The sequence below is a fragment of the Sinomonas atrocyanea genome (assembly GCF_030812675.1).
GTDB classification, from domain to species: domain Bacteria; phylum Actinomycetota; class Actinomycetes; order Actinomycetales; family Micrococcaceae; genus Sinomonas; species Sinomonas atrocyanea_B.
The window spans coordinates 195214-218022 of record NZ_JAUSTE010000006.1; the positions used below are offsets into that span (position 1 = coordinate 195214).

24 protein-coding genes are annotated in these 22809 nt (G+C 71.3%); 13 read left to right on the forward strand and 11 right to left on the reverse strand.

Annotation, left to right across the window (positions count from 1 at the left end):
- The first annotated feature begins 11 nt into the window (after positions 1 to 11).
- On the forward strand, positions 12 to 1304 hold the full coding sequence (locus J2W20_RS10840; RefSeq protein WP_373458001.1) for an MFS transporter: 1293 nt from the start codon (positions 12 to 14) through the stop codon (positions 1302 to 1304).
- 93 nt (positions 1305 to 1397) lie between these two features.
- On the opposite strand, the gene J2W20_RS10845 is transcribed toward J2W20_RS10840, so the two are convergent.
- Positions 1398 to 2477 carry a tellurite resistance/C4-dicarboxylate transporter family protein gene (locus J2W20_RS10845; RefSeq protein ID WP_307006588.1) on the reverse strand — a complete coding sequence of 360 codons (1080 nt, stop codon included), beginning with the start codon at positions 2475 to 2477 and terminating at the stop codon, positions 1398 to 1400.
- Positions 2478 to 2546: 69 nt separating this feature from the next.
- Between J2W20_RS10845 and J2W20_RS10850 the strand changes: the two genes are divergently transcribed.
- The 3 genes from J2W20_RS10850 (at position 2547) to J2W20_RS10860 (ending at position 4954) form a co-directional block, all read left to right on the forward strand.
- Positions 2547 to 3176 (forward strand): HutD/Ves family protein, encoded by a 630-nt coding sequence (locus J2W20_RS10850; RefSeq protein ID WP_307006589.1) that lies wholly within the window; start codon positions 2547 to 2549, stop codon positions 3174 to 3176.
- A 202-nt stretch (positions 3177 to 3378) separates the two neighbouring features.
- Positions 3379 to 4089 carry an HD domain-containing protein gene (locus tag J2W20_RS10855; RefSeq protein ID WP_307006590.1) on the forward strand — a complete coding sequence of 237 codons (711 nt, stop codon included), beginning with the start codon at positions 3379 to 3381 and terminating at the stop codon, positions 4087 to 4089.
- A 73-nt stretch (positions 4090 to 4162) separates the two neighbouring features.
- On the forward strand, positions 4163 to 4954 hold the full coding sequence (locus J2W20_RS10860) for an IclR family transcriptional regulator (RefSeq protein WP_307006592.1): 792 nt from the start codon (positions 4163 to 4165) through the stop codon (positions 4952 to 4954).
- A 79-nt stretch (positions 4955 to 5033) separates the two neighbouring features.
- On the opposite strand, the gene J2W20_RS10865 is transcribed toward J2W20_RS10860, so the two are convergent.
- On the reverse strand, positions 5034 to 6587 hold the full coding sequence (locus J2W20_RS10865) for a hypothetical protein (RefSeq protein WP_307006594.1): 1554 nt from the start codon (positions 6585 to 6587) through the stop codon (positions 5034 to 5036).
- Between the two features lie 264 nt (positions 6588 to 6851).
- Here J2W20_RS10865 and J2W20_RS10870 point away from each other — a divergent pair, with 264 nt between their 5' ends.
- The 5 genes from J2W20_RS10870 to J2W20_RS10890 all read left to right on the forward strand — a co-directional run bounded on the left by J2W20_RS10870 (position 6852) and on the right by J2W20_RS10890 (position 11256).
- Positions 6852 to 7403 (forward strand): flavodoxin domain-containing protein, encoded by a 552-nt coding sequence (locus J2W20_RS10870; protein WP_307006595.1) that lies wholly within the window; start codon positions 6852 to 6854, stop codon positions 7401 to 7403.
- 37 nt (positions 7404 to 7440) lie between these two features.
- Complete coding sequence (locus J2W20_RS10875; RefSeq protein ID WP_307006596.1) at positions 7441 to 8061, forward strand: VC0807 family protein; 621 nt, start codon at positions 7441 to 7443, stop codon at positions 8059 to 8061.
- A gap of 52 nt (positions 8062 to 8113) precedes the next feature.
- Positions 8114 to 9337: an MFS transporter gene (locus tag J2W20_RS10880; protein ID WP_307006597.1), complete on the forward strand. Its 1224-nt coding sequence runs from the start codon at positions 8114 to 8116 to the stop codon at positions 9335 to 9337.
- 81 nt (positions 9338 to 9418) lie between these two features.
- Positions 9419 to 10927 carry a CYTH and CHAD domain-containing protein gene (locus tag J2W20_RS10885; protein ID WP_307006598.1) on the forward strand — a complete coding sequence of 503 codons (1509 nt, stop codon included), beginning with the start codon at positions 9419 to 9421 and terminating at the stop codon, positions 10925 to 10927.
- Between the two features lie 83 nt (positions 10928 to 11010).
- Complete coding sequence (locus J2W20_RS10890; RefSeq protein ID WP_307006599.1) at positions 11011 to 11256, forward strand: hypothetical protein; 246 nt, start codon at positions 11011 to 11013, stop codon at positions 11254 to 11256.
- 9 nt (positions 11257 to 11265) lie between these two features.
- Here J2W20_RS10890 and J2W20_RS10895 read toward each other — a convergent pair whose 3' ends face one another.
- A complete protein-coding gene (locus J2W20_RS10895) occupies positions 11266 to 11709 on the reverse strand; it encodes an SRPBCC family protein (protein ID WP_307006600.1) in 444 nt (147 codons plus the stop codon).
- Positions 11710 to 11994: 285 nt separating this feature from the next.
- On the opposite strand from J2W20_RS10895, the gene J2W20_RS10900 reads away from it, so the two are divergent.
- Both J2W20_RS10900 and J2W20_RS10905 read left to right on the forward strand, forming a co-directional pair.
- Positions 11995 to 12564, forward strand: a complete 570-nt coding sequence (locus tag J2W20_RS10900; RefSeq protein ID WP_307006601.1) for a dihydrofolate reductase family protein — start codon at positions 11995 to 11997, stop codon at positions 12562 to 12564.
- A 125-nt stretch (positions 12565 to 12689) separates the two neighbouring features.
- Complete coding sequence (locus J2W20_RS10905) at positions 12690 to 13337, forward strand: dihydrofolate reductase family protein (RefSeq protein ID WP_307006602.1); 648 nt, start codon at positions 12690 to 12692, stop codon at positions 13335 to 13337.
- 9 nt (positions 13338 to 13346) lie between these two features.
- Here J2W20_RS10905 and J2W20_RS10910 read toward each other — a convergent pair whose 3' ends face one another.
- Genes J2W20_RS10910 through J2W20_RS10940 form a run of 7 tightly spaced genes read right to left on the reverse strand, consistent with a single transcriptional unit; the run spans position 13347 to position 20077 of the window.
- Positions 13347 to 13751 carry a rhodanese-like domain-containing protein gene (locus J2W20_RS10910; protein WP_307006603.1) on the reverse strand — a complete coding sequence of 135 codons (405 nt, stop codon included), beginning with the start codon at positions 13749 to 13751 and terminating at the stop codon, positions 13347 to 13349.
- Positions 13752 to 13753: 2 nt separating this feature from the next.
- Positions 13754 to 14386, reverse strand: coding sequence for a bifunctional 4-hydroxy-2-oxoglutarate aldolase/2-dehydro-3-deoxy-phosphogluconate aldolase (locus tag J2W20_RS10915; protein WP_307006604.1), 633 nt, complete (start codon positions 14384 to 14386; stop codon positions 13754 to 13756).
- Between the two features lie 17 nt (positions 14387 to 14403).
- Entirely contained in the window at positions 14404 to 15336 is a 933-nt protein-coding gene (locus J2W20_RS10920; protein ID WP_307006605.1) for a sugar kinase, read from the reverse strand.
- Positions 15337 to 15342: 6 nt separating this feature from the next.
- Positions 15343 to 16911 carry an N-acyl-D-amino-acid deacylase family protein gene (locus tag J2W20_RS10925; RefSeq protein WP_307006606.1) on the reverse strand — a complete coding sequence of 523 codons (1569 nt, stop codon included), beginning with the start codon at positions 16909 to 16911 and terminating at the stop codon, positions 15343 to 15345.
- Between the two features lie 25 nt (positions 16912 to 16936).
- Positions 16937 to 18250: an alanine racemase gene (locus J2W20_RS10930; RefSeq protein ID WP_307006607.1), complete on the reverse strand. Its 1314-nt coding sequence runs from the start codon at positions 18248 to 18250 to the stop codon at positions 16937 to 16939.
- A 27-nt stretch (positions 18251 to 18277) separates the two neighbouring features.
- Entirely contained in the window at positions 18278 to 18670 is a 393-nt protein-coding gene (locus J2W20_RS10935; protein WP_307006608.1) for a RidA family protein, read from the reverse strand.
- A 39-nt stretch (positions 18671 to 18709) separates the two neighbouring features.
- Positions 18710 to 20077 carry an MFS transporter gene (locus tag J2W20_RS10940; RefSeq protein WP_307006609.1) on the reverse strand — a complete coding sequence of 456 codons (1368 nt, stop codon included), beginning with the start codon at positions 20075 to 20077 and terminating at the stop codon, positions 18710 to 18712.
- Between the two features lie 150 nt (positions 20078 to 20227).
- Here J2W20_RS10940 and J2W20_RS10945 point away from each other — a divergent pair, with 150 nt between their 5' ends.
- Positions 20228 to 20968, forward strand: coding sequence for a helix-turn-helix transcriptional regulator (locus tag J2W20_RS10945; RefSeq protein ID WP_307006610.1), 741 nt, complete (start codon positions 20228 to 20230; stop codon positions 20966 to 20968).
- A 247-nt stretch (positions 20969 to 21215) separates the two neighbouring features.
- Entirely contained in the window at positions 21216 to 22445 is a 1230-nt protein-coding gene (locus J2W20_RS10950; protein WP_307006612.1) for a hypothetical protein, read from the forward strand.
- 171 nt (positions 22446 to 22616) lie between these two features.
- Here the strand turns inward: J2W20_RS10950 and J2W20_RS19215 are convergent, their stop codons facing one another.
- Positions 22617 to 22718, reverse strand: coding sequence for a hypothetical protein (locus tag J2W20_RS19215; protein WP_373458002.1), 102 nt, complete (start codon positions 22716 to 22718; stop codon positions 22617 to 22619).
- Between the last annotated feature and the right edge of the window lie 91 nt (positions 22719 to 22809).

Below are 22809 nucleotides of genomic sequence, written 5' to 3' on the forward strand. Positions count from 1 at the left end.
TGAGGAAATCCATGTCAACGACGACTCCACGCACCCATGCGACCGTCCCGGCCGTGCGCTCCCAGTGGCCGGTCTGGCTCTGCTGGTTCGCGATGGTCCTCGACGGCTTCGACCTCGTGGTCCTCGGCGCCGTGATCCCCACACTCCTGAAGTCCCACGAACTGGGCTTCAATCCGGTCGGCGCCACCCTCGCCGCGACCATCTCGCTCGTCGGCGTCGGCCTCGGCGCGCTGTTCATCGCCCCGCTCTCCGACCGCTTCGGACGGCGCCGCCTCCTCATCGCCTGCGTCGCCTGGTTCTCGGTGTTCACCCTTGCGGTGGTCATCGCGCCCAACGTCGCCGTATTCGGCGCGCTCCGCCTGCTCGCGGGGCTCGGCCTCGGCGCCTGCCTCCCGGCGGCCCTCGCCTACATCAACGACTATGCGAGGGCCGGCGCCGGCGCCTCCAGCACCACGCGCACCATGACTGGCTACCACGCGGGCGCCGTCGCCACCGCCCTCCTCGCGCTCCTGATCGTCCCGAACTGGCGCGCCATGTTCCTCCTCGGCGGCCTCGCCGGCCTCGCGCTCGTCCCCTTCCTGTGGGCCAAGCTCCCCGAGTCGCTGCCCGCCGCCGGTTCCGCGGACGACGGCGGCGAACCGGCGCCGTCGTCCGACTCGCCGTCCGCCGGGGCCCCTGCCGCAGCGGACGCGAAGCTCGGCTACTCGGCCCTCCTGCAGAAGCCGTACCCGCTCATCGCCGTGGGGATCGCGGTTGCCTCCTTCATGGGACTCCTGCTCGTGTACGGGCTGAACACGTGGCTGCCCACCCTCATGGCCGAGGCCGGGTACTCGCTGAGCTCGTCCCTGACGCTCCTGCTCGTGCTCAACGTGGGTGCGGTGGCGGGCCTCCTCCTGGCCGGATGGCTCGGCGACCGGCACGGCGCCAAGCGGATCGTGCTGGTGTGGTTCGGGCTCTCGGCGCTGCTGCTGGCAGTGCTGAGCATCCGCATGCAGAACGCGATCCTGCTCAATGCCGCCGTGTTCGTCACGGGCGTGTTCGTCTTCAGCGCGCAGGTGCTCGTCTACGCCTGGGTCTCGCAGCTCTTCCCTGCGCACCTGCGGGGGACGGCCCTGGGCTTCTCCGCCGGCGTGGGCCGTATCGGCGCCATCCTCGGGCCCGCGGTGACGGGCACGCTCGTCACGCTCGGCGTCGCCTACCCGTGGGGGTTCTACGTCTTCGCCGCAGCGGCCGTCCTGGCCGTGCTGGCACTCGTCGCCGTGCCGCGCGAGGCACCCCGGCCGAACCCGAAGGCCTCCGTCTGAGGGTCACCTCCCGGGAACCTCCGTCTGAGGGTCACCTCCTGAAGGCCACCGTCTGAGGGTCACCTCCTGAGAGTCGCCCCCAGGAGGTGATCCTCACGCGGGGCGCGCGGTCCCCGGCCGGACGAGGGTGGCCCAGAGGTGCCAGAGCATCCCGACGAACGCAGCGGTGAAGGCGGCCACGGCCACCCACAGCTCGGCGCGGCCGACGAACTCGACGATGGGCAGCCGGTCCGCTCTGCCCAGATAGATTCCCGCCACGGCATACATGCCAAGGGGGAAGATCACGCTCCACAGGCCGGGCTCGTACGCGAGGGGGACGCGGTGCACGAGGTGGCGCCACCACCCTGCGGCCAGGAGCACGGGAAAGAGCCAGGAGGCGAACGCCCAGAACACCACGGATGCACCCGCCACGAGCCCGCGGGTAGCGTCCACCATCGGGGCGCCGGCCATCTCCGCGATCCGCGCCCCGGCCAGGACGCTGATGGCCATCGCGCCCATCGCCACGAAGTAGTGCGGGCGCAGGTCCTCCGGCCGGATCGGATAGGTCATGAGCCGCAGGGACACGAAAATGCCCACTGCGGCATACAGAATGAGGCCCACCGACCAGGCCACCACGGCGACGAGGGCGAGGGCGGGCCGCCAGTCGTCCCCGGCCGCCTGCTCCACCGATGCCGAGGCGACCGCCACCGACTGGCTCGCCACGCACCAGATGAACCAGGACCCGTTCGCGTCCCGCACCACAGGCCGCTCCTCCCGGCCCAGCACCGCGGTCCAGGGCACCACGTAGCCGAGCACCGCCCACACGAGTGCGGCCACGGCGAGGAGGGCGGCCGTCGCACCGAGCCAGCCCGTCATCCCGAGCCGCACGCCGAGCACGTTCGTCCCGGCGATGAACGTGAGGAAGCCGAACGCGCGGCCGGGGTCCAGGAAGTCCCGGGTCATGTCGGCACGGAACCTCACCAGCCGCGCGAGGCTCAGGACCAGGATCACCGCGTATGAGACTCCGCAGATCGCGAGCAGCGCCGCCGAGAGCCAGTGGATCCCCTCGAGCTCAAGCCCCACGGAGATGATCCCGGAGGCCATCGTGAGCGCGAAGTACCCGGGGGTGAGGGTCTGCACCGCCTCGGCCACGCGGGCTCCGAGGGCCTTCGGGAGGGTCGCGGCGGCGCTCATGGAACCCAGCTTAGGCCGCGCACCCGCGCCCCTGCCCCGTAGCCTTGGAGCACCGACGGAAGGACGCCCATGCCCCCGCACATCATCCGCTTCGCCGACCTCGCACCCGCCCGCTGGCGCAACGGCGGCGGGACCACGGTCGAGATCGCCCGCGGCAGCCACCCGGGCGCCGTCCAGCCCGCCGGCGGGGACTGGGATTGGCGGCTCAGCATCGCGGAGGTGGAGCGCGCCGGCGACTTCTCCAGCTTCGAGGGCATGGACCGGGTCCTGACGGTGATCGACGGCGAACTGCTAGTGCTCACCGTGGACGGCCGCGAGCACGGGCTCGAGCGCTACCGTCCCCTGCGGTTCGACGGCGGCGCGCCCGCCAGCGCCGTGCTCCCCACCGGCCCCATCCGCGACCTCAACCTCATCACGCGGCGCGGCGCCTGCACGGGCTACGTGACCATCCTCGAGCTGTCCAAGAAGCGCGCCCTCCCCCTCGGGCCCGGGCAGCTCGGCGTCCTCCTCCAGGGCGACGCCGTGGCCGCGCCCGGAATGGGCGCCGATGGCGGGGCCACCACCAGCGCCCAGGACGACAGCGCGACTCCCCTGGCGCGCTACGACACAGTGGTCGGCGGGGAGCCCGCCCCGACCGTGAGCGGCCGCGGCTTCCTGGCCGTCGTGTCCGTCGTCGAGGCCGAGCAGGCGGAGGCATAGGCCACTCGGGCCGACTCCGGTTCGCCTCTGCGTCAGGAACTGCATCACTCGGGCGCTGCAACCGCCCGAACGGGCCCGGAGACCGCCTGAGTTGTGCAGTTTCGGACCTCTGCATCCCGCACGCGGCGCGTCGGAACACCTCCTCCCACTGAGCGGAAGCCGGTGGTGGCGCGGCGCACACCCGGCGCGGTGGACTGGCCCCATGGGTCTGAAGCACACCGCGGCCGCCAACCACGTGGGCCGGGACGTCAGCGCGTCCATCCCCGCCCAGCCCGACGGCGTGTTCGGCCTCGCGTCAGGGCTCGGGGACGAGCTCGACGCCGAGCTGGCGCGGATCTGGCCGCGCGCGGTGGTCCATCTGGGAGTCCGTAGCAACGACGCCCACACCCTCTACGCCGTGGCGATCGCCCGGTCGCTGCTCGCGGCGCATTCCGAGGCCGATCCCGGCGTGGTCCTGCCGGCGATCATGCTCCACGACATCGGCTGGTCCAAGGTGCCTCCGGACGAGGTGCTCGAGGCCATCGCGCCCGGCGGTGGCCGGCCGGACCTCGTGCTGCTGCACGAGAAGGAGGGAGCCCGGCTGGCCGAGGGGATCCTCGCCGAGGCGGGCGTACCCGGCGAGCGTTCGGCCCGGATCGTGGAGATTATCGACGGGCACGACTCTCGCCGGGAGGCCCTCTCGATCGAGGACGCGATCGTGAAGGACTCGGACAAGACGTGGCGGCTCACCCCGCACGGGCTGGACACCGTCATGGACTGGTTCGGGCTGGACCGCGGCCAGGCCCTGCGCCTGTGCGCCTCGCGCGTGACGGGGCACCTGTTCACCGACACGGCACGGGCGCTGGCCCGCGGCCTCGCGGCGGTCGAGTCCGCCAACCTCTGGCCCGAGCGGGCAGCGCTAGAGTTGCCGTAGCCGCGGGGCACGGGCCCCACAAGACAGCCGCCAAACTGGCATGCGGCAGGCGATCACCGGCGAGGAGGCACGGATGGCTGGCGGCAGCAGCGAACCCGGCCGCACCGTGACATCCAAGGCCCTCGCGATCCTCTTCGCCTTCGAGTCCGGGCGACGGTCCCTGAGCCTGTCCGAGCTGGCCGACGCAGCGAACCTCCCGCTGAGTACCACGCACCGTCTCGTCGGCGAGCTCGTCGACTCGGGCGCCCTGGCCCGGGACACGCAGGGCCGCATCCAACTCGGGATCAGGCTGTGGGAGCTGGGCCAGAACGCCGGGCGAGCCCTCCGCGACTCCGCCCGCCCGTACCTGCAGGACCTGTTCTCCCTCACGGGCGAGACCGCCCACCTCGCCATCCGGGAGGGCCACGAGGTCCTCTACATCGACCGGATCTACGGCACCAAGAGGGTGCCCCGGGCTTCGCGGGTGGGCGGCCGCCTGCCGATGCACGCCACCGCGGTGGGCAAGGTGATCCTCGCGTTCGAGGAGGACTGGGTGCGCGACGCGTACTTCAACCGGCAGCTCGAGCAGCCCACGGCGTTCACCCACGTCAACCCGGCGCGGCTCGCCGACGAGCTCGTCCAGATCCGCGAGCAGGGCTACGCCACCACCGCCGAGGAGGTGCGCCTCGGCTCCGCCTCCCTCGCGGTCCCGGTGTTCCACACGGGCCGGATCGGTGCGGGCCTGGGCATCGTGGTCCTGTCCTCGCAGGCGGGCGGGATGCTGCGCCACCTCCCGACACTGCGCGGCATTTCGGCCCAGATCGAACGGGCCACCGCGCACATCCCGCTCGAGACGCTCCGCGCGAGCGCCACGATCGAGAGGTGACGGACGACGCCGGGTGGCCCCCCGGCGTCGTGCGCCTCCGGCGAGCGCGCCGCAGCACCGGTGACCGGCGGCCCCGGGGTCAGAGGCCGTCGACGATCGCGGCGGTCGCCTCGAGGTAGGCCTCCTGCGTCTCCGGGGCGAGGTTCTCGAAGATGATGTCCGCGCCGTCGTCGAGGGCCTCGTCGTGCGGGGCGACCACGATCTTGCGCACGTAGTGGCCGAAGTGGTCGCGGATGCGGGCCAGGCGCTCCTCGTTGGCGGCGGCTCGGGCCTTGCGGTTCTTGGACGGGAGCGCGGGCTGGGTGACCAGGAGGATGCCGCGGCTGAGCTTGTCGGCGAAGCCCATGTCCACGAGGGTGTCCACGGTGGCAGCGAGGGTCTTGGAGGAGTCCTCCTTGTTCATCGCCACGAGGACGATCTCGTCCGCGATCTCCACCGCGGCCTGCCAGGTCCCGGCGGTGGAGGCGTTGCCGGTGTCCACGAGGGCGAGGTGGTAGAACTGCCGCAGCACCGTGTGGAGCTGCACGAACGCGCTCCCGTCGATCACTTCCTTGTCCCCGGCCTGATTCTGGGACGCGAGGACGTGGAACTTGTTCTCGCCCTGGGCGCGCACGTAGTTCACGAGCTCGTGCGCGTTGGAGGGCTGGGCGAAGCGGTCGATGTTGGCCAGCAGGTCCGCGGCCGTGTGGTCGTGGCTGGCCTGCATGGCGCGGTCGCCGAGCGTGCCCTTGTTCTCGTTGTTGTCCCAGGCGAGGACGTTGCCGCCGCGGACGCGGCCCAGGGTGGCGGCCGTGAGGTAGCAGCTCGTGGTCTTGGAGGCACCGCCCTTGAGGTTCACGAAGACGACGCACTTGTGGCCGGCGAGGCCACGCTGCACGGAGGCGCGCCATTCGCGACGCGTCATCTCCCGCTCCCCCGGCGCGAACCGCAGGGTGCCTCCGGAGAGGGTGTTGAACGCGCCCTGCCAGCCCTCGCGCGCCGGGCTCTGCGGGACGGCAGGCCGGGAGGCTGCGAAGTCGGCGGCGGTGGGGCGGCGGCGCCGCTCGCGCAGCGGCGGCTCGGCCCGCGAGTCGTCGCGGGAGTCGTCGCGGACCGCCGCGGGGAGCTCGGGGCCCTGCGCCGGAGCGGCGGCGGAAGCGCCTGCCGGGGCGTGCGCGGGCGGTGCCGGCGTGGATGCCGCCCGCTCAAAGGAGGCCCGCTCGAAGGTCGCGGGCTCGAACCCCGCCGGCTCGAAACCCGCCGGCTCGTACGACGCCGACTGGGTCGGCAAGTGCGCGGGGAACGCCGGCGCGACGGCCGCGGGATCGATCGAGGGCGAGGCATGGGCCGGGGCGTGGGCGGGCGCCGGGGGAACGCCCAGGGACGCCTCGAACGCGGACGGGCCCGCGGAGCCATGGGGGGCGTCCACTGCGAACTCGCCGTTGCCGTGGACGAGCAGGCGCTGTTCGCCGGCCGGCTCGGAGATCTTCAGGTGCACGGGGGCGTCGATCTCCGCGGCGGTGGCGACGGCGGTGGCGTGGACCGACTCGCGGGCGGTTTCGAGGTCGGGGTAGGCGGTGCGCCACGTCCTGCCGTCGGAGCCGGTGATCTGGGCCTCGCCCGTGACGGACAGCACTGCGTCGATCTGAGTCATCGGTCCCTCTCTCTTCACCCGCGGTGGGCGCCCCTGCCACGGAGCGGGGCCATGCGGCTGGGGGGACGGGCGGTCCCGCCCCACACAGACCGCCAAGGCAGCTTACGGCATCGGTGAAGGGCATGACAGTGGAGTCCAGACACCAGCGTCCCCGCACCGCCCCTCGCGGGGGCGGTGCGCTTTAGAGTCTTTGGCCCGTGTCGCGCCGGGCCGGAGCAGCACAGAATCGCTCTACAGCCCTGGAGACTCCTGGAGGGGGCCACCGTGAAGCGCGTTCTCCTCGCCTATGGCGCGGCCGAAGGGCAGACCGCGAAGATCAGCGACGTGGTCTCGGAGGTCCTCCGCTCGCATGACATCGAGGCCACGCTCGTGGACCTGAAGAGCGTCCCCGACGCGGACCCGGCCCCCTACGACGGGGTCGTCGTGGGGGCGTCCGTCCACCTGGGCCAGCACGACCAGCACACGGTGGACTTCATCCGGACCCACGCGGACGCGCTGAACGGCAGGCCCACGGCGTTCTTCTCGGTGAGCCTGACGGTCGAGCTGGACCCGGCCGAGGCCAAGGGCTACGTCGAGCGGTTCGAGCAGGAGACGGGCTGGCGCCCCGACCGGGTGGCGCTGTTCGGCGGGGCGCTCGTTCACACGCACTACGGGTTCGTCCGGCGGCACCTCATGAAGAGGTGGGCCGAGGGGCAGAAGCCCGGGCTCGGCACCGACGTGAGCCGCGACTACGTGTACACGGAGTGGGACGCGGTCCGGCGGTTCGCCGAGGATGTCGCCGCGGACGTCAACGCCAGCGGGACGCGCGCGCCCTGAACGGCCCGTTCAGCAGGGAATCCGCATGCACCCGCCGATGGACGTCCCTCCCTACTCCGCGTTCGTGACGAAGGCCCTCGTCCGGGGCCTCGCCTGGGACGTCGGGCTGCCGGTGGTCACCTATTACGCCCTCCACCTGCTGGGCGCGGGCGACTGGATCGCCCTGCTGTCCGGCGCCCTGGTCGCGGCCGCGCGCGTTGCAATGGTCGCGGTCCGCGACCATTCGCTGAACGCCTTCGGCCTGCTCATGGTGATCGTGTTCGGCCTCGGCCTGGTGCTGTCCTTCGTCACGGGGGATCCGAGATTCCTGCTGCTCAAGGATTCCATCACCACGGCAGTCGTCGGCCTCACCTTCCTCTCCATGGCCGCGCTAGGGCATCCCCTGACGTTGGAGGCGGCGCGGAGCTGGAGCCCGGAGCGCGCCGCAGAGCTGCTCAGCCAGTTCCGCACGAGCCCCGCGGCCCGGCGCTGGCATCTGAAGATGTCGGTGGTGTGGGGCCTGGGAATGCTCGCCGAGGCGGCGGTCCGGGTGCCGCTGGTCTACCTGCTGCCCATCGACGTGATGGTGGTGGTCTCCGCCGCCTTGACGGTCACCGCGTTCGGCGCGCTCATCCTGTGGACCGGGCGGGACCTCAGGCGGCGGCGCGCCCGCGGCTGAACGCCCTCCCACACCTCTTGGCTTCCCCTCCCCCGCGTGGAAGCCTCGGACCGTGACCCCCGTGAGGCGCCCGCGCTGGCTGACCCGCAACGTCGCCACGCTCTCCGGCGTGAGCTTCCTGCAGGACGCCGCGAGCGAGCTGCTGTACCCGATCCTGCCGATCTTCCTCACCACGGTGCTCGGGGCACCGGCGGCGGTGGTCGGAGCGGTCGAGGGCGCGGCCGAGGGCGCAGCGTCGCTGACCAAGATCGCGGCCGGCCGCCTCGCGGACCGGTCCTCGAGGCGGCGCCTGATCGGTCTCGGCTACGGGCTCGCGGCGGTGGGAAAGCTCATCATCGCCCTCGCCGGGTCGTGGCCCGTGGTGCTGGTGGCGCGCTGCGTGGACCGCCTCGGCAAGGGCATCCGCGGCGCGCCCCGCGACGCCCTGCTCATGCACGGCGTGGGGTCCGACAGCCGCGGCAGGATCTTCGGCTTCCACCGCATGGCAGACACGCTCGGCGCCGTGGTCGGCCCCGCCCTCGGCCTCGTCCTCTACGAGCTGTTCCACCGCCAGATCCCGCCGCTGCTGTGGGTCGCCGTGGTCCCGGCCGTCCTCTCGGTGCTGCTCGTCGCCGCGGTGCGGGAGCAGCGCGAGTCCCGGGCCGGCGTCGTCCGTCCCGCGGGGGCGCCGCGACGCACGACGCCGGCCGCCTACCCGGGCGCCCCGGCCCGCCTCCCGGCACGGCTGCGGCTGCTGATCGGGGGCCTGGCGGTGTTCTCGCTCGTGAACTTCCCCGATGCGCTCCTGCTGCTGCGGGCGCACGATCTGGGGCTGACGACCGAGGGCGTGATCGGCGCGTACATCCTCTACAACGTGGCGTACGCGGGGCTGTCGTATCCGGCGGGGGCGCTGTCGGACCGGGTCCCCCGCCACCTCGTGTTCGCCGCGGGGCTGGCGTGCTTCGCGGCGGGCTACCTGGGGCTCGGGCTCATCAGCGATCCGGGATGGGTGTTCCCGGTGCTGATCGTGTACGGCGGGTTCGCGGCGGCGACCGATGGCGTGGGCAAGGCGTGGGTCTCGAGCCTCGCCCCGGCGCAGGTGCAGGGCCGGGCGCAGGGCCTGTTCCAGGGGCTCACCGGCGGCGGAGTCCTCGTGGCCGGGATCTGGGCAGGCCTCGCGTGGGGCGACGCCGGCCGCGTGCCGCTGCTGGTGAGCGGGGCGGCGGGGCTGCTGCTCGCCGTCGGCCTCGTCGTGGCGGGCCGTCGGCTGGGCGGCGAGCGTGACCGCCGGCGCTAGCGGGCACCTCAAGAGGGCCCCCGGCGAAATCAAGGCCCTTTGCATCGTGCGCCCCGTCAGGCCACGGCCTACGCTCCTCCTATGCCGGAAGACCTCAGGGCAGAGCACATCTTCGACGTCCGTCCGCCCGGGACGCCTCCGCCTCTTGACGCCCTCCCCGGCGTGCGTCGGGTCGGCAGCCCCGTGGGCCATCATCTCCGGACGCAGTACTTTGACACTGCGGACCTCGCCCTCCGCTCCCGCGGGATCGTCCTCAGCCGGAGGACCGGCGGGCCCGACGCCGGCTGGCAGCTGGACCTACCCGGCACAGACGGCCCGCGCGAGCACCACGTCGAGCCGCTGGGCGCCGGGGACGAGCCGGTGCCGGAGCGCTTCGTCCGGATGACCCGCGCCCGCGCCCGCGGCAGGCCTCTGGAGCCGACCGCGCACGTGGACGTCGACGGGAGCAGCACCGTGCTCTACGGGAAGAAGGAGAAGGTCCTCGCCGAGTTCACCGACGACGTCATCAGGACCCAGTCGGTCTACCCAACCCAGGTCATGGAGGAGCGCCGGACGTGGGGCATCAGGCTGGTCGACGCCCCAGGGCGGCTCGTCGAGGCGGCGGAAGCGGCATTCAGGGACGGCGCGGACCACACGGCGGCATTCCAGGGGCTCGTCCCCGCGCCGGACGGCCCGGACGGGTCGCGCGGGCCCGGGGGCCGCGGGCGGCGGAGTCGGGTCCCGGGTCCGAAGGACCCGATCTCCTCGGTTCTGCTCGCCTACGTGCGCCAGCAGGCCGAGACGCTCCTGTCCGTGGACCCCGCCGTGCGGGACGACGAGCCGGATGCCGTGCACCAGATGCGGGTCAGCGCCCGGCGGCTGCGGTCGGTCCTCGCCTCGTACAAGAAGCTCGTCGATCCGGGCACGGTGGCCCGGCTGCGCGAGGATCTGCAGTGGCTCGCCGCGGCGGTCGGGGGGACCCGGGACATCGAGGTCATGCGGGAGCGCCTCAGAGCGCTCATCGCGGCCGAGCCTGCCGAGCTGCTCATGGGACCCGTAGCCCAGCGCATCGAGGAGGAGCTCGGCGCCCGGTACACCGCCGCCAGGGGAATCGCGCTCGAGGCGCTCGAGTCGGACCGCTACTTCGACCTGCTCGAAGCGCTCGATGCCTTCGTCGACAGTCCTCCATTGGGCGATGCGGCCGGCCGCAAGGCGGGCAAGGCCGCCGCCCGCCGTCTGGAGGCAGACCGCGGCCGGGTCGAACGGGCCGCGGCCGCCGCGCAGGCCGTGGCCGGCACCGGGTCCGATCAGACGGCGCTCCACGAGGTCCGCAAGTGTGCCAAGCGCCTGCGCTACACCGCCGAGTCCGTCGCGCCGGTGCTCGGCGAGGAGGCGCAGCGCACCGCCGAGGAGGCCGAGGCCATCCAGGAGGTGCTCGGCGAGTTCCAGGACAGCATCGTCCTGCGCCAGCTGCTGCGCGAACTGGCCGTCTCGGTGTTCCTCGAGGGATCGAACGCGTTCGCCCTCGGCCGCCTGCATGCCCTCGAGCAGGGCCGGGCCGAACGGGCGCGGGAGGCATTTGCCACCCAGTGGAAGCGCAGCCACCGGTAGCTTCCCCTGCGCGCGGCGCCAACCGTACACTCGACCCCGCAGCCCTGTGGTCGTTAAGCAGAAGCGTCACGAGGAGGAACGTCATGGTCGACGTCACCGGCATGCTCCGTTCCCTTCGGCCCGAGGAGCTCGAGACGCTCCGCTCGCGGGGCCCCGCCCAGATCCTGGACGAGGCGCTGCTGAGGGCCATCGACACCGCGGCCGGCGGTCCGGGAGAGGGCCGCGGCTACTACGTGGTGAAGGGGCACCTCTGGCCCGTCGAGAACCGCGAATACCACCTCCGCGAGGACGTCGCCGAGGAGCTGTTCGGTTCGGAGGGCCCTGCCTGACATTCTCCGTCAGTCCCCGTGCTCCGTGAGGATCTGGGACAGCGTCTCGAGGTCAGCCCGGATCTGCCGGGAGTAGACCTTGTTGACCAGCGGATCCGCGATCCGTCCGAAGACGCCACCGAGCCCCGGGTCCGCGTCGAGTCGGTAGTTCACGCGGGTGCCCTCCCCCTCGGGCGCCAGGGTGAACGCCGAGGTGAAGCTGATCTTGCCTTCGACGGACTTGAGCGCGAACCTCGTGGGCAACTCGTGCTCGGTGACCTCCATGGTCCAGTCGAAGGTCCGCCCGAGGATCTTGCTGGTGCCCCGGATCCGGGTCCCGACGGCCGCGGGGCCGTCGCTCTCGGCGCGGAGGATGGTGGCCTGGTAGGAGGGCAGGTTTGCGGGGTCCTCGAGGTAGGCGAAGACCCGCTCCGGGCTGGCGGCGATGACAATGCTCTCGTCGGTGGTGGGCATGGTGAGACGCTCGATTCGGCAGCTGTGGCGCCACGGCCTGTGGCAGGTGCGAGGTCGGCCTCGCGTGGTGATGCGGTGTTCCCCAGCCGTCTGTCCGCTCCGGCGCGCGGCGGAGGCCCCGGATTCCGTCGGGTCCGGGAGCCCCACAGAAGCATGGTCCGTCTTTCCCAGGTCCGGGGCAAGGGCCCGACGCCGGCGGCGCGAGGAGCGCACGACGGCGGGTGGGCGCCCGCCGTCGTGCGCTGCGGTCTGTACGCGGAGGGCGCCCGGTGGAACGCTGGGCCCATGCGGAAACTGGTCTACGGCATGAACGTGTCCTTGGACGGCTACATCGCGGCACCGGGCGGGGACATCAGCTGGGGCGGCCCGCCCAGCGACGAGCTGTTCCAGTGGTGGCTCGACCAGGAGCGGGCCAGCGGCCTGACGCTGTACGGGCGCAGGCTGTGGGAGACCATGAGCCCCTACTGGCCCACCGCGGACCAGGAGCCCGGCGCCACCCCGGCTGAGATCGAGTTCGCCCGGAACTGGCGGGAGACACCGAAGGTGGTCTTCTCCTCGACCCTCCGCGGGCCCCTCGAGTGGAACACCCGACTGGTCAAGGGGCACGCGGCCGCCGAGATCGCCCGGCTCCGGGCCGAAGACGGGGCCCCGATGACCATCGGCGGCGCGACCCTCGCCGCGGCCGCCATGCGCGCCGGGCTCATCGACGAGTACATGCTCGCCACCTATCCCGTCCTCCTGGGCTCCGGGACGCCGTTCTTCACCGCGCTGGACAGCTGGGTGACCCTGGACCTGATTGAGACGCGGACCTTCCCCGACGGGGTGGTGCTGACCCGGTACGAGACGCGGCGGTGAGGGATGCATCCTCGCCCAACGGAAGTCCGGGCGGCAGAATGGCTCTGACGACGAAGCCCCCCGGACTGCGGCGGCGCCGCGTCGCCGCAGTATCTCGCCAGACCGCCACCGCCAAGGAGCCCCGCATGGCCGTTCGCGTTGACCTCAATATCTCCCTCGACGGCTACGCCTCGACCACCGACCAGACGCCCGAGAACCCGATGGGCGAGGACTGGCAGCGCCTCGTCGCGGCCTACACCGGCACCAGGACGTTCCGCGAGAGGGTGCTCGGCGACCGCTCCGGCGAGGGCACCACCGGCGTCGACGACCGCTACGGGGCGGCGTACTTCGAGGGCATCGGCGCCGAGATCATGGGCGCAGGCATGTTCGGCCTGCACTCGTTCCCCGACGACAAGGACTGGCGCGGATGGTGGGGCGACGAGCCCCCGTTCCACGCGCCGGTCTTCGTCCTCACCCATGACGCCGAACGGGCGCCCATCGAGTTCGACAACGGCACGGTGTTCCACTTCCTCTCGGCCACCCCCGAGGAGGCGCTCGCCACGGCGACCGAGGCCGCGGGCGGAGCCGACGTGCGGATCGGCGGCGGAGTGGACACGGTGCGGGCCTTCCTGAAGGCCGGGCTCGTCGACCGGCTGCACGTGGCGATCTCACCCATCCTGCTCGGCCAGGGGCAGAGCCTGTGGCAGGACCTGCGCGGGCTGGAGGCGGGTTACACGGTCAGCAGCGAGGTGGCCGAGAGCGGCGTGGTCCACCTGACGTTCGCCCGGGACTGACCGCGCCGGCTACCCGTGCGTGACGAGCACGTCCGGATCCCCCTTCTCGACGCGTCCTCCCCGCTCCACCGGGAATCCGTTGCGCACCCAGTATTCGTAGCCGCCGATCAGCTCGCGCACCTCGAAGCCCTCGGCGAGCAGGCGCCGCGCGGTATGCGTGGCTCCATTGCAGCCGGGGCCCCATCCGTAGACGATGAGGGCCCGGTCGGACGGCAGATCGGCCAGGCGGTCGTCCAGGGCGTCGTTGGGAAGGTGCAGTGCGCCGGCGATGTGCCCCTGGTCCCACGAGGACTGCCGGCGGGTATCGACGATCACGGCGGCACCGGCGGCCTGCGCCTCGGCGGCCGCGACGACGTCGATCTCGTAGGCCAGCTTCGCCTCGACGAAGGCCAGCAGGTCGCTCTGCGAGACCACCGCTACCGCCCCGACTGCACCGGCTGGCCGGAGGTGCCGAGCAGTTCCGCGAGCTTGGGGAGCTGGGACGGGTCCTCGAGCGCCGATCCGACCGCCACGACCCGCGCACCGGCGGCGAGGAAGTCCGCTGCATTCCCGGCATGCATGCCGCCAGTGGTGACGAAGTTGGCCGCGGGGAAGGGACCCTTCATCGCCTTGATCCACTCGGTGCCCAGCACCGAGGCAGGGAAGGCCTTGAGCCAGGTCAGGCCTTCCCTGAGCGCGATCTGCACCTCGCTCGGCGTCGCCACCCCGGGCAGCGGCAGCAGCCCGGCCTCGGAGGACGCCCGGACCACCTCGAGGTCGAAGCCGGGGCTCACCGTGAAGTGCGCGCCGGCGTCGATCGCCTGCTGCACATGCCCGGCGGTCACGACGGTGCCCGCGCCCACCAGCTTGCCCCGCTCGCGCCCGGCGGCCGCGACGACCCGCAGTGCCTCGACGTCGTCGGGGGTTTGGATGGGCAGTTCGACGACGTCGATGCCGAGGTCCCAGGCGGTGGTCGAGACCGCGAGGCTCCTCTCCACGCCGATGCCGCGCAGGATCGCCATGAGCGGCGCTCCGCCGAAGATGCTGCTGAACTCAGAATTGTCGATCATCGAAAAGACCGGTCCTTTCAGGAGGTGGGCTGCGTGAGCGCTGCGGGCGCGGCAGCGGGTGGATCTGCGACGAAGTCGCTCATGGAGAGCAGGACCAGTCTCGCCCGTTCGTGGCCCGCGCGGAGCCGCTCGGAGGCGCCCGCGCCGTTCAGGCTGGCCGCGAGGTAGCCCGCGGCGAACGCGTCGCCGGCACCGACCGCCTCGAGGACCTCGGTGGGGATCGCTGGCTCGAACACGGTCCCGTCCCGGCCCAGTTCGGTGGCGCCGATGCCGCCGTCCTTGACCACAATTCTGTCGGGCCCGGGCAGGAGCCCGCGGACGTCGTCCGGCGTCGCGCAGCCCCACAGGGCCTGCGCCTCATCGAGGCCCACGAAGACCACGTCCGCGCGGTCGGCGAGCCGGCGCAGCTCGCCGGCGGCCGCGCCCTCGGGCCACAGCGAGGGGCGGTAGTTGACGTCGAAGGTCAGCGTCGCGGTGCTCGCGGCGACGCGGTCGATCACCGCGTCGACCAGGGCGGCGCAGGTCACGGACAGCGCAGGCGTGATCCCCGAGAGGTGCACGATGTCGGCGTCCTCAAGCGGAATGCCCGCGACGCTGGCGGGGCTCATCCGGGACGCGGCAGACCCGCGCCGGTAGTACAGGACGCCGTGGCCGGGGTCCTTGAAGTAGACGCCGGTGGGGGCCTCCGGGTCGGCCGTGACCCAGCGGGTGTCCACGCCGCGCTCCTCGATGGCGCGGACGATCCGGCGGCCAAGGACGTCGTCGCCCACAGCGCTCACCCACGCCGAGGGGATCCCCAGATGGGCGGCGTGGCAGGCGACGTTGGATTCCGCACCGCCCGGGTGGAGGCGCACGTCGTCGGCCGTGGCGAGGGACTCGGCGCGGGAGGGCGTCACCATCATCATCGTCTCGCCGATGGTGATCAGGCGTGGGTTCGAGGTGTGCAGCATGACTCCCTATTCTCCGATGTGATCGCGTCTGAGGCCGCGACCCGGGGCGCCGTCGACGAGCGCGCCGCGCGCGAGCACCGGCTGGCCCGCCACGAGGACGTCGTCGATGCCCACCGCCTCGCCGAGCGGCTCCTCGTACGTGGCGGTGTCGGCGACCGTCTGGGGGTCGACGACGATGAGGTCGGCGCCCCAGCCCGGTGCCACGCGCCCGCGGCGACCTAGGCCGAACCGCGCCGCCGGGCCGGCGGACAGGTGGCCGGCCGCCTCCGGCCAGGACCAGGTCGGCGTCTCCCTGACGAAGTCACGCAGGTAGCGCGCGAAGGTTCCGCGCGCCCGAGGATGCGGGTGGGCGCCGATGAAGATGCCGTCGGAGCCGCCGAGGTGGCGGCGGCTGGAGAAGATCGCCGCGAGCTCGGAGGTCGGCCGCTCGTGGCGCACCGCCATGATGGCGTTGACCTCGAGGCGGGACGCCGCGAGCACGTCCAGCGCGAAGTCGATGGGATCGGCGCCGTTCCGCGCGGCGGCGGCGTCGAGGGTGAGGCCGTGGGCCCACGCGAATTCTGGAGCTCCGATGTGGGCGAGCGTGATCATCGAGGGCCACTCGGGTCCGAGACTCGCGTTGCGCTCCACCTTCGGGAACCACTCGCGGCGCAGCAGCGCCCGCTGGGCAGGGTCGCTGATGGCCTCGACGATGGCCTCCGCGGGCAGCAGCGAGAGGTCCGGCGGCAGCAGCGGCATGGCCAGCAGGGTGCAGCCGCGGGTGTAGGGGTAGGCGTCGAAGGTGGCGTCCACGCCTGCGCGGGCGAGGGCCTCGAGCTGCTCGGCGACGATGTGCGCCTGGGCATGGAAGTGCGAGATGTGGACCCGGGCCCTCGAGGCCCCGGCGATGCGGGCGATCTCGTCGATCCCTGCGGCGGAGTTCGCCTCGTACCCGCCGCGCATGTGCGTGACGTAGACGCCGCCGGCCTCGGCCACCGGGGCGCACAGCGCCGCGATCTCCTCGGTGGTGGCGAAGATCCCCGGGGCGTAGTCGAGCCCGGTGGACATCCCCACCGCGCCGTCGCGCATGCCTTCCTCGACGAGCGCGGCCATGGCAGCGCGCTGCTCCTCGTCCGCGGGTGCGGTGGAGCGCCCGCAGATCTCCCAGCGCACCGTCCCGCCCGGCACGAGGTAGGCGGCGTTCAGCCGGGACCGGCCGTCCGCCGCCGCGAGATAGGCCGCGACGCCGCCTCCGGTGTAGCGCGGGTGCGAGCCGTTGATGGCGGCGAAGTATTCGCTCGCGTAGGCTCCGTCGCCCGGGGCGTACGAGACGCCGTCCTGGCCGGCGATCACCGTGGTGACCCCCTGCTTGAGCAGGGCCCGCTGCACGGCCTCATCCTCGAAGAGGCCGTCGGCGTGCGAGTGCGCGTCGATGAATCCGGGCAGCACGTAGCGTCCGGTGCAGTCGATGATCCGGTCATCGGGGCCGGGCGCGGTCTCGCCGATCTCGGTGATCAGCTCACCGTCGACGGCGACATCCGCCGTCCGCATCCCGGTGCTGTCGACGACTGTGCCGCCGCGCAGGAGCAACCGCATTCGTGCGCCTTTCCGTGTAGTGGGGTCAGAAGAAGGTCTGGACGAGGTCGACGACGCGGTCGTCGTCCTGCGAGGCCACGACGGGCAGGTAGCGCCACTTGTCGAACGTGGTGCAGGGGTGGGACAGCCCCAGTGCGACGACCGAGCCGAGGGCTACGTCCTGGCCGGCCAGCCCGAGATAGCTGTGCTGGTCGTTCATGGCCAGGATCGAGGCGTCCGCGAGGGGCGCCCACGCGCCGTCCAGGTCGGTCGCGACGGCGCGGGGCACCGGGAGCCCCTCGTCGAAGGGGAAGTCCCGCTTCCCGCCGTCGAGCAGCGCGAGGCCGCGCTCGGGGTGGGACACCACACGGGCGACGCCGCGTATCGCCGAGCGCAGTCGGCTCGCCGTTGCGGGGCCGGCGGCTCGGGCGTTCCCCTCGTCGAACGGGGAGATCTGGCGGTAGAACCCGTCGTCGTGCGTGATGTAGGCGCCGCTGCGCAGCGTCCACAGGGTGCGCGAGTCGCCAGTGTCCGAGTCGCTGGCCATTGCGCTGCCGAACACGTCGGCCACCACGTCGGGGTAGGCGCTTCCGCCCGCGGTGACGTAGAGGTCGCCCTCGCCGTCGTACAGCTCCCCCAGCTCGCGGTGCAGGTCGACCTGCCGCTCCACGTAGGAGCGCACGGCGGCAAGGGAGGCGTCCGACCGGTCGTGCGCGAGGGACCCCTCGTAGCCGGAGACCCCCGCCAGGCGGAGGACGTCGGAAGCGGCAGCCCGCCGCGCGACGTCGTGCGCCTCGGCGACCGTCCGCGCGCCGGTGCGCCCGCCGGGAGCGCCCAGCTCCACGCACACGTCCACCGGCCGCGGCGTGCCGGCGCGGCGGAGCCCGCGCTCCATCGCCTCGAGCGTCTCGATCGAGTCCGCCCAGCAGACGAAGCGGAGCTCCGGGTCCGCCAGCTCACCGGCGAGATAGGCCAGCGAGCGCTCGTCGACCACGGAATTGGCCAGCATGATCGACGCCAGGCCGAAGCTGCGCGCGGTGCGGACCTGCCCCGTGGTGGCGAGCGTGATGCCGAGGCAGCCGGCGTCGAGCTGCTGCTGCCACAGCGAGGGAGCCATGGTGGTCTTGCCGTGCGGCATCAGCTCGAGCCCGCGCTCTGCGCACCACTGGCCCATCACGGTGAGGTTGTGCCTGATCCCTTCGCCGTCGAGGGCGACGATCGGGGTCCAGAACTCTGAGAGCCTCGGCCCGCTGGCGAGGAACTCGGCCACCGTCATCCCGACGGCGCGGTCCGGGATTCCCTTGTCACGTGGGGAGAGCCGGGTGGTGCCCAGCTCCCCCAGTCGCAGCTGCCCTGCCATGTCTTCCCTTCGAGTTTCGGGTGTTCCTCAGCGGCCCTCGGGCACTGCGGCGACCACGTCGATCTCGACGAGGATGTTCGCCAGCTGCGACCCGACCGTGGTGCGGACCGGGTAGGGCTCGGAGAAGAACTCCCGGTACGCCTCGTTGAAGGCGGCGAAGTCGGCCAGGTCGGCGAGGTGCACGGTGGTCTTGACGCAGTCGTCCAGCGTGAGGCCGCGCTCGGCGAGGATGGCCTGGATGTTGCGCAGCACCTGCCGGGTCTGCTCGGCGACGGAGTCGGAGACGGCGCCGGTGGCGGGATCTTGCGGGCCGAAGCCGGCGGTGTAGACGAATCCGTTGGCCTCGATCGCCTGGCTGTAGGGGCCGGCGGGCTGCGGGGCGTTGGTGGTGTGGAAGGCGGTCTTGGTGGTGACGGTCATGAGGTGTCCTCTTCTCTGGCGGAGTCTCAGTAGGTGGTTCTAGTGGTTGGAGGTCTCTGTGGTGGTCTCAGCCGCGGGCTCGTGCAGCCGGCCCGCATCCTCGGTGTCCGGCCGGAAGGAGGCGTAGGCGGTGGCGACGACGCCGATGAGGGCGATCACCGCGACGTAGATGATCACGGGCCACACGCTGCCGAAGGCGGCGGAGAGCGCGGTCGCGATGAGCGGGGCGAAGCCGCCGCCGATCGTGTTCGAGATCTGGTAGCCGATGTTGACCCCGGTGGTGCGGGCCTCGACGTCGAACATCTCGACCAGCATCGTCTGGAGCGTGCCCTGCATGGCCACGCCGGGGATCACGAAGCCGACCACCATGCCCAGCCAGATCAGGATCGCAGTCTGGGTGCTGAAGAGCGCGAAGGCGGGGTAGACCAGCAGGGCGAACCCGATGCACGCGCCGATGTAGACCTTGCGGCGGCCGATCCTGTCCGAGAGGCTGCCCCACATCGGCGCGACGAAGATCTGCAGGACGCCCACGATCATGGTGCCGATGAAGCCCACCTGCGCCTGGGTGCCCTTGGAGACCATGTAGGCGAGGCCGAACGTCAGGACGACGTAGCCGGCGATGCTCTGCGGCAGCCCGATGAGGATCCCGAGGATGGCGTTCTTCGGGTGGCGGAAGACCTCGCGGAGCGGCGACTTGCGCTGCGCGCCCTTGAGTTCGCGGTTCGCCGACAGCTCCTTGAACTCCTCCGATTCCTCCAGCTTGGACCGCAGCACGATCGCCACGATGGCCAGGACGAGGGCGAGGAGGAACGGGACGCGCCAGCCCCACTCCATGAAGAACGACTTGGGCCCGGCGCCGAAGGCCGCCATCAGGCCGGCCGAGGCGACGTTGGCGATGCCGGCGCCGCTGATGAGCAGAGCGCCGTACAGTCCGCGCTTGCCGGCCGGGGCGTGCTCGACGACGAGCGCGGCCGCGCCGCCCATCTCACCGCCGACGAACAGCCCCTGCAGCATGCGGAAGAAGAGCAGGAGGATCGGTGCGGCGATCCCGATGGAGCTGGCCGAGGGGATCAGGCCGATGGCCGCCGTCGAGATGCCCATGCCGATGACGGTGATCATCAGGGTGGTCTTCCGGCCCATGCGGTCGCCGATGTGGCCGAAGACCAGGCCGCCGATCGGCCGGAGCAGGAAGCCGAACGCGAAGCTGGCGAAGGACGAGAGCGTCCCGACCACAGGGTTGTCGCCCGGGAAGAACACCGCTGGGAAGACGGTGGCCGAGGCCAGCCCGTACAGGTAGTAGTCGAAGTACTCCATGAGCGTGCCGATCGCGCCGCCAGCGACCGTGCGGCGCTGCTTCGCTGAGATCGAGCGCCACCCCGATTGCGGTACCTGGTATGCCTGTGCCACGAGAGCCTCCTTGCCCCGATGTGTGCAGATGCGGTGAGTGCGGGCGGCGAGTCGCCCCGCCCTTCGTTGTCGAAGCTAGCACCCCTTGAACAGTCTGTCTACGACCAATACAATTTGTCTATGGCCTTCGGCGACGCGTAGGACTGACCCATGAGCGAGGTAGACATGACCCTGACTTCGGCCCAGCCGGCGGCTGACCACCCGCTCGCCCGCATGGGGACCTACGAGTCCGTGGACGAGATCCTCGCCGTGTTCCGCCCGGCCATGCACGCGATGGCCGCAGCCGTGGGACCGGGCTGCGAGGTGGTGCTCCACGACCTGTCGGCGCCCGATGTGGACCTCGGCCACACCATCGCGGCGATCGAGAACGGGCACGTGACCGGCCGCGAGGTGGGCGGCCCGTCGTCGAGCCTGGGCGCCGGCGTGCTCCACAACCAGGGCGCGGAGCACAACGCGTTCGGCTACCGCGGCTTCACGGCCGACGGGCGCGAGCTGCGGTGTTCCTCGGTGTACTTCCGCAACTCGGCCGGGCGCATCATCGCCGCCCTCTGCGTCAACTTCGACATCAGCACGATCCAGCGCCTGCAGTCCCTCCTCCAGGGCCTGCTGCCGGCGGCCGCGTCCGACTCCCCCGAGCAGCCGAACGAGTTCTTCGGCCGCGACCTCGTGGCGGTGATGGACGCAATGGTCACCGAGGCCATCCGCGAGGTGGGCAAGCCCGTGGACCAGATGAGCCGCGACGACCGCATCGCGATCCTGACCAAGCTCGACCAGCAGGGCGTGCTTCAGATGCGGAAGGGGATCGACCGCGTCGCGGCGCGCCTGGGGATTTCGCGGGTGACGGCTTACTCGTACCTCGACGAGGCGCGGAACCAGGGCGCCGAAGCGTGAGCTCTGCGCAGAGCTGGGCCGCGATGAGCCCCTCCGCGGACACACAACGGTGCGTATTCCGCTGACCTTCGTACATGTTCCGTTGCCCGGCAGGGCAACACCCGGCCAGCCCAGAATCACGTCTTAAGGGCTGGTGCGTCTCTACTCGCCACCGGCGCTTATCGCCGGCCACAGCGTTGAGACCCCATAAGCTGTGGTGACCTCCCAATTGGCAGGGAGTGCTCGCACACTGTGATCCGGAGATGCCGTGGAACCCGAAGAAAATGCCGTAGTAATCCCGCTTGTTCCATTGAGCGCGCAGCCGAGCACCGAAGTCATGCTCCGCATGCTTCTGAACCGGGAAGCTCTCCTCATCGCCCACAAGCCGGCTGCTGGCAGGAAGGTTCCATCTGGAATGGTGGCGCAGGCTTCCGGAGCATTTGCGAAGTCGGTCAGCCAGGCGATCGGGCGGAACGGAAACAGCCTGCGGCCCGAGGGACTCTACCGGGTGATCCTTCCGACCGGTTCAGTTGCGAGAGATCTCGTACCCGCGGTTGGCGGCGGCTTCCGCGGGATGGTTCGTTCCTCAGGATCGACAGGGATCACTGGCCATGCACGCCTCATCCCGGCCACAGCAGGTGCGGGGGCCGTAACGGCAGCGGGGCCGCTCATTGCGACGGTCGGCCTCGCGGTTGCCGCCGAGATGCTCGCACAGCACCAGATGAACCAAAAGCTCGACTCAATCAAGAACGCCGTCAGCCGAATGCATGTGCGGCTCGACGAGCAGGAGCGATCGGTACTCACGACCGCAGCTCAACAGGCACAAAAGGTCGCCGGCTACCTTCTGGATCAAGCGCACCTGCCCGCCATCTCCAGTGCCTCACACGCCTTCGCCGACCTCGATACCCTGACGAACACATACATCGGAAAGCTCGATCGTTGGCTCGAAGTTACCGCGAGCTATGCAGATTCAGATCGGGTATATGGCCCTCAGCTGATGACAGAGCTCGTCGGCAAACGAGAGGACCAGGTTCAAGAATTCGAGCGGTTGGTCACGCTGACGTACGAGGCGCTCGCTCTTCGCGCGCGCGTTGTTGTCCTTGAGAAGATCGCGGCCGAATTTTCCAACCCGAACCGATCCCTTCCCCATGTCGAGAACGCCCTGCGAGATGAGCTGTCGACCCTTGCAGACCGGCAGTCGCAGCTAGCTCGTGTCTTGGAAGATCTCTGCGTCCTTCAGATCGACGCGAGCAAGATACCCATCGCCATTGCCGGCAAGCGCACCCTGACTGCACGGACGAGCTTCGGCCGCCTGGCGAGGGCGCTTCACACCACCCCTGACGCCCTGCCGCTCCTCACGGAGTCCGACAATACTGTCCTAGAACTTGAGCCAACGTCGCAAGGCCTTTCGGTGATGTCGCCGGCACAGGTCCGAGAAGGGGCCCTACCTCGAACGACCGAAACCGAACTCGACCGGCGCGGACAGTCGTCTCCGTAGAACGGAGCCGCAAACCGACATCCTCGCATACTCGGCGTCCCGCCAGCGGCCCTCCGGGCTTCGTGGAGGCGCCCGCCCAAGGGGGCGTCCACCGTGCGCACTTCAGGAGCGCGCGCACGACGGCGGGCACCCACCCGCTGTCGTACGCTCGCCTGACACCTCGGCCCAGCCCTAGGGTGCGAGTTCCTCGAGCACTCGCTCCTTGGTCTCGACCGCGAAGAAGATCGTGACGATTCCGCCGAGCAGCGCGATGCCAGCGAAGGTGATGAACACCTGATATGGAGTAGTCCGCTGTCAAGTGGGCATGGCGAGGCGCCGCCGGGAAGGTGATCCCGGCGGCGCCTCGTGGCTTCCTGGCTCCGTT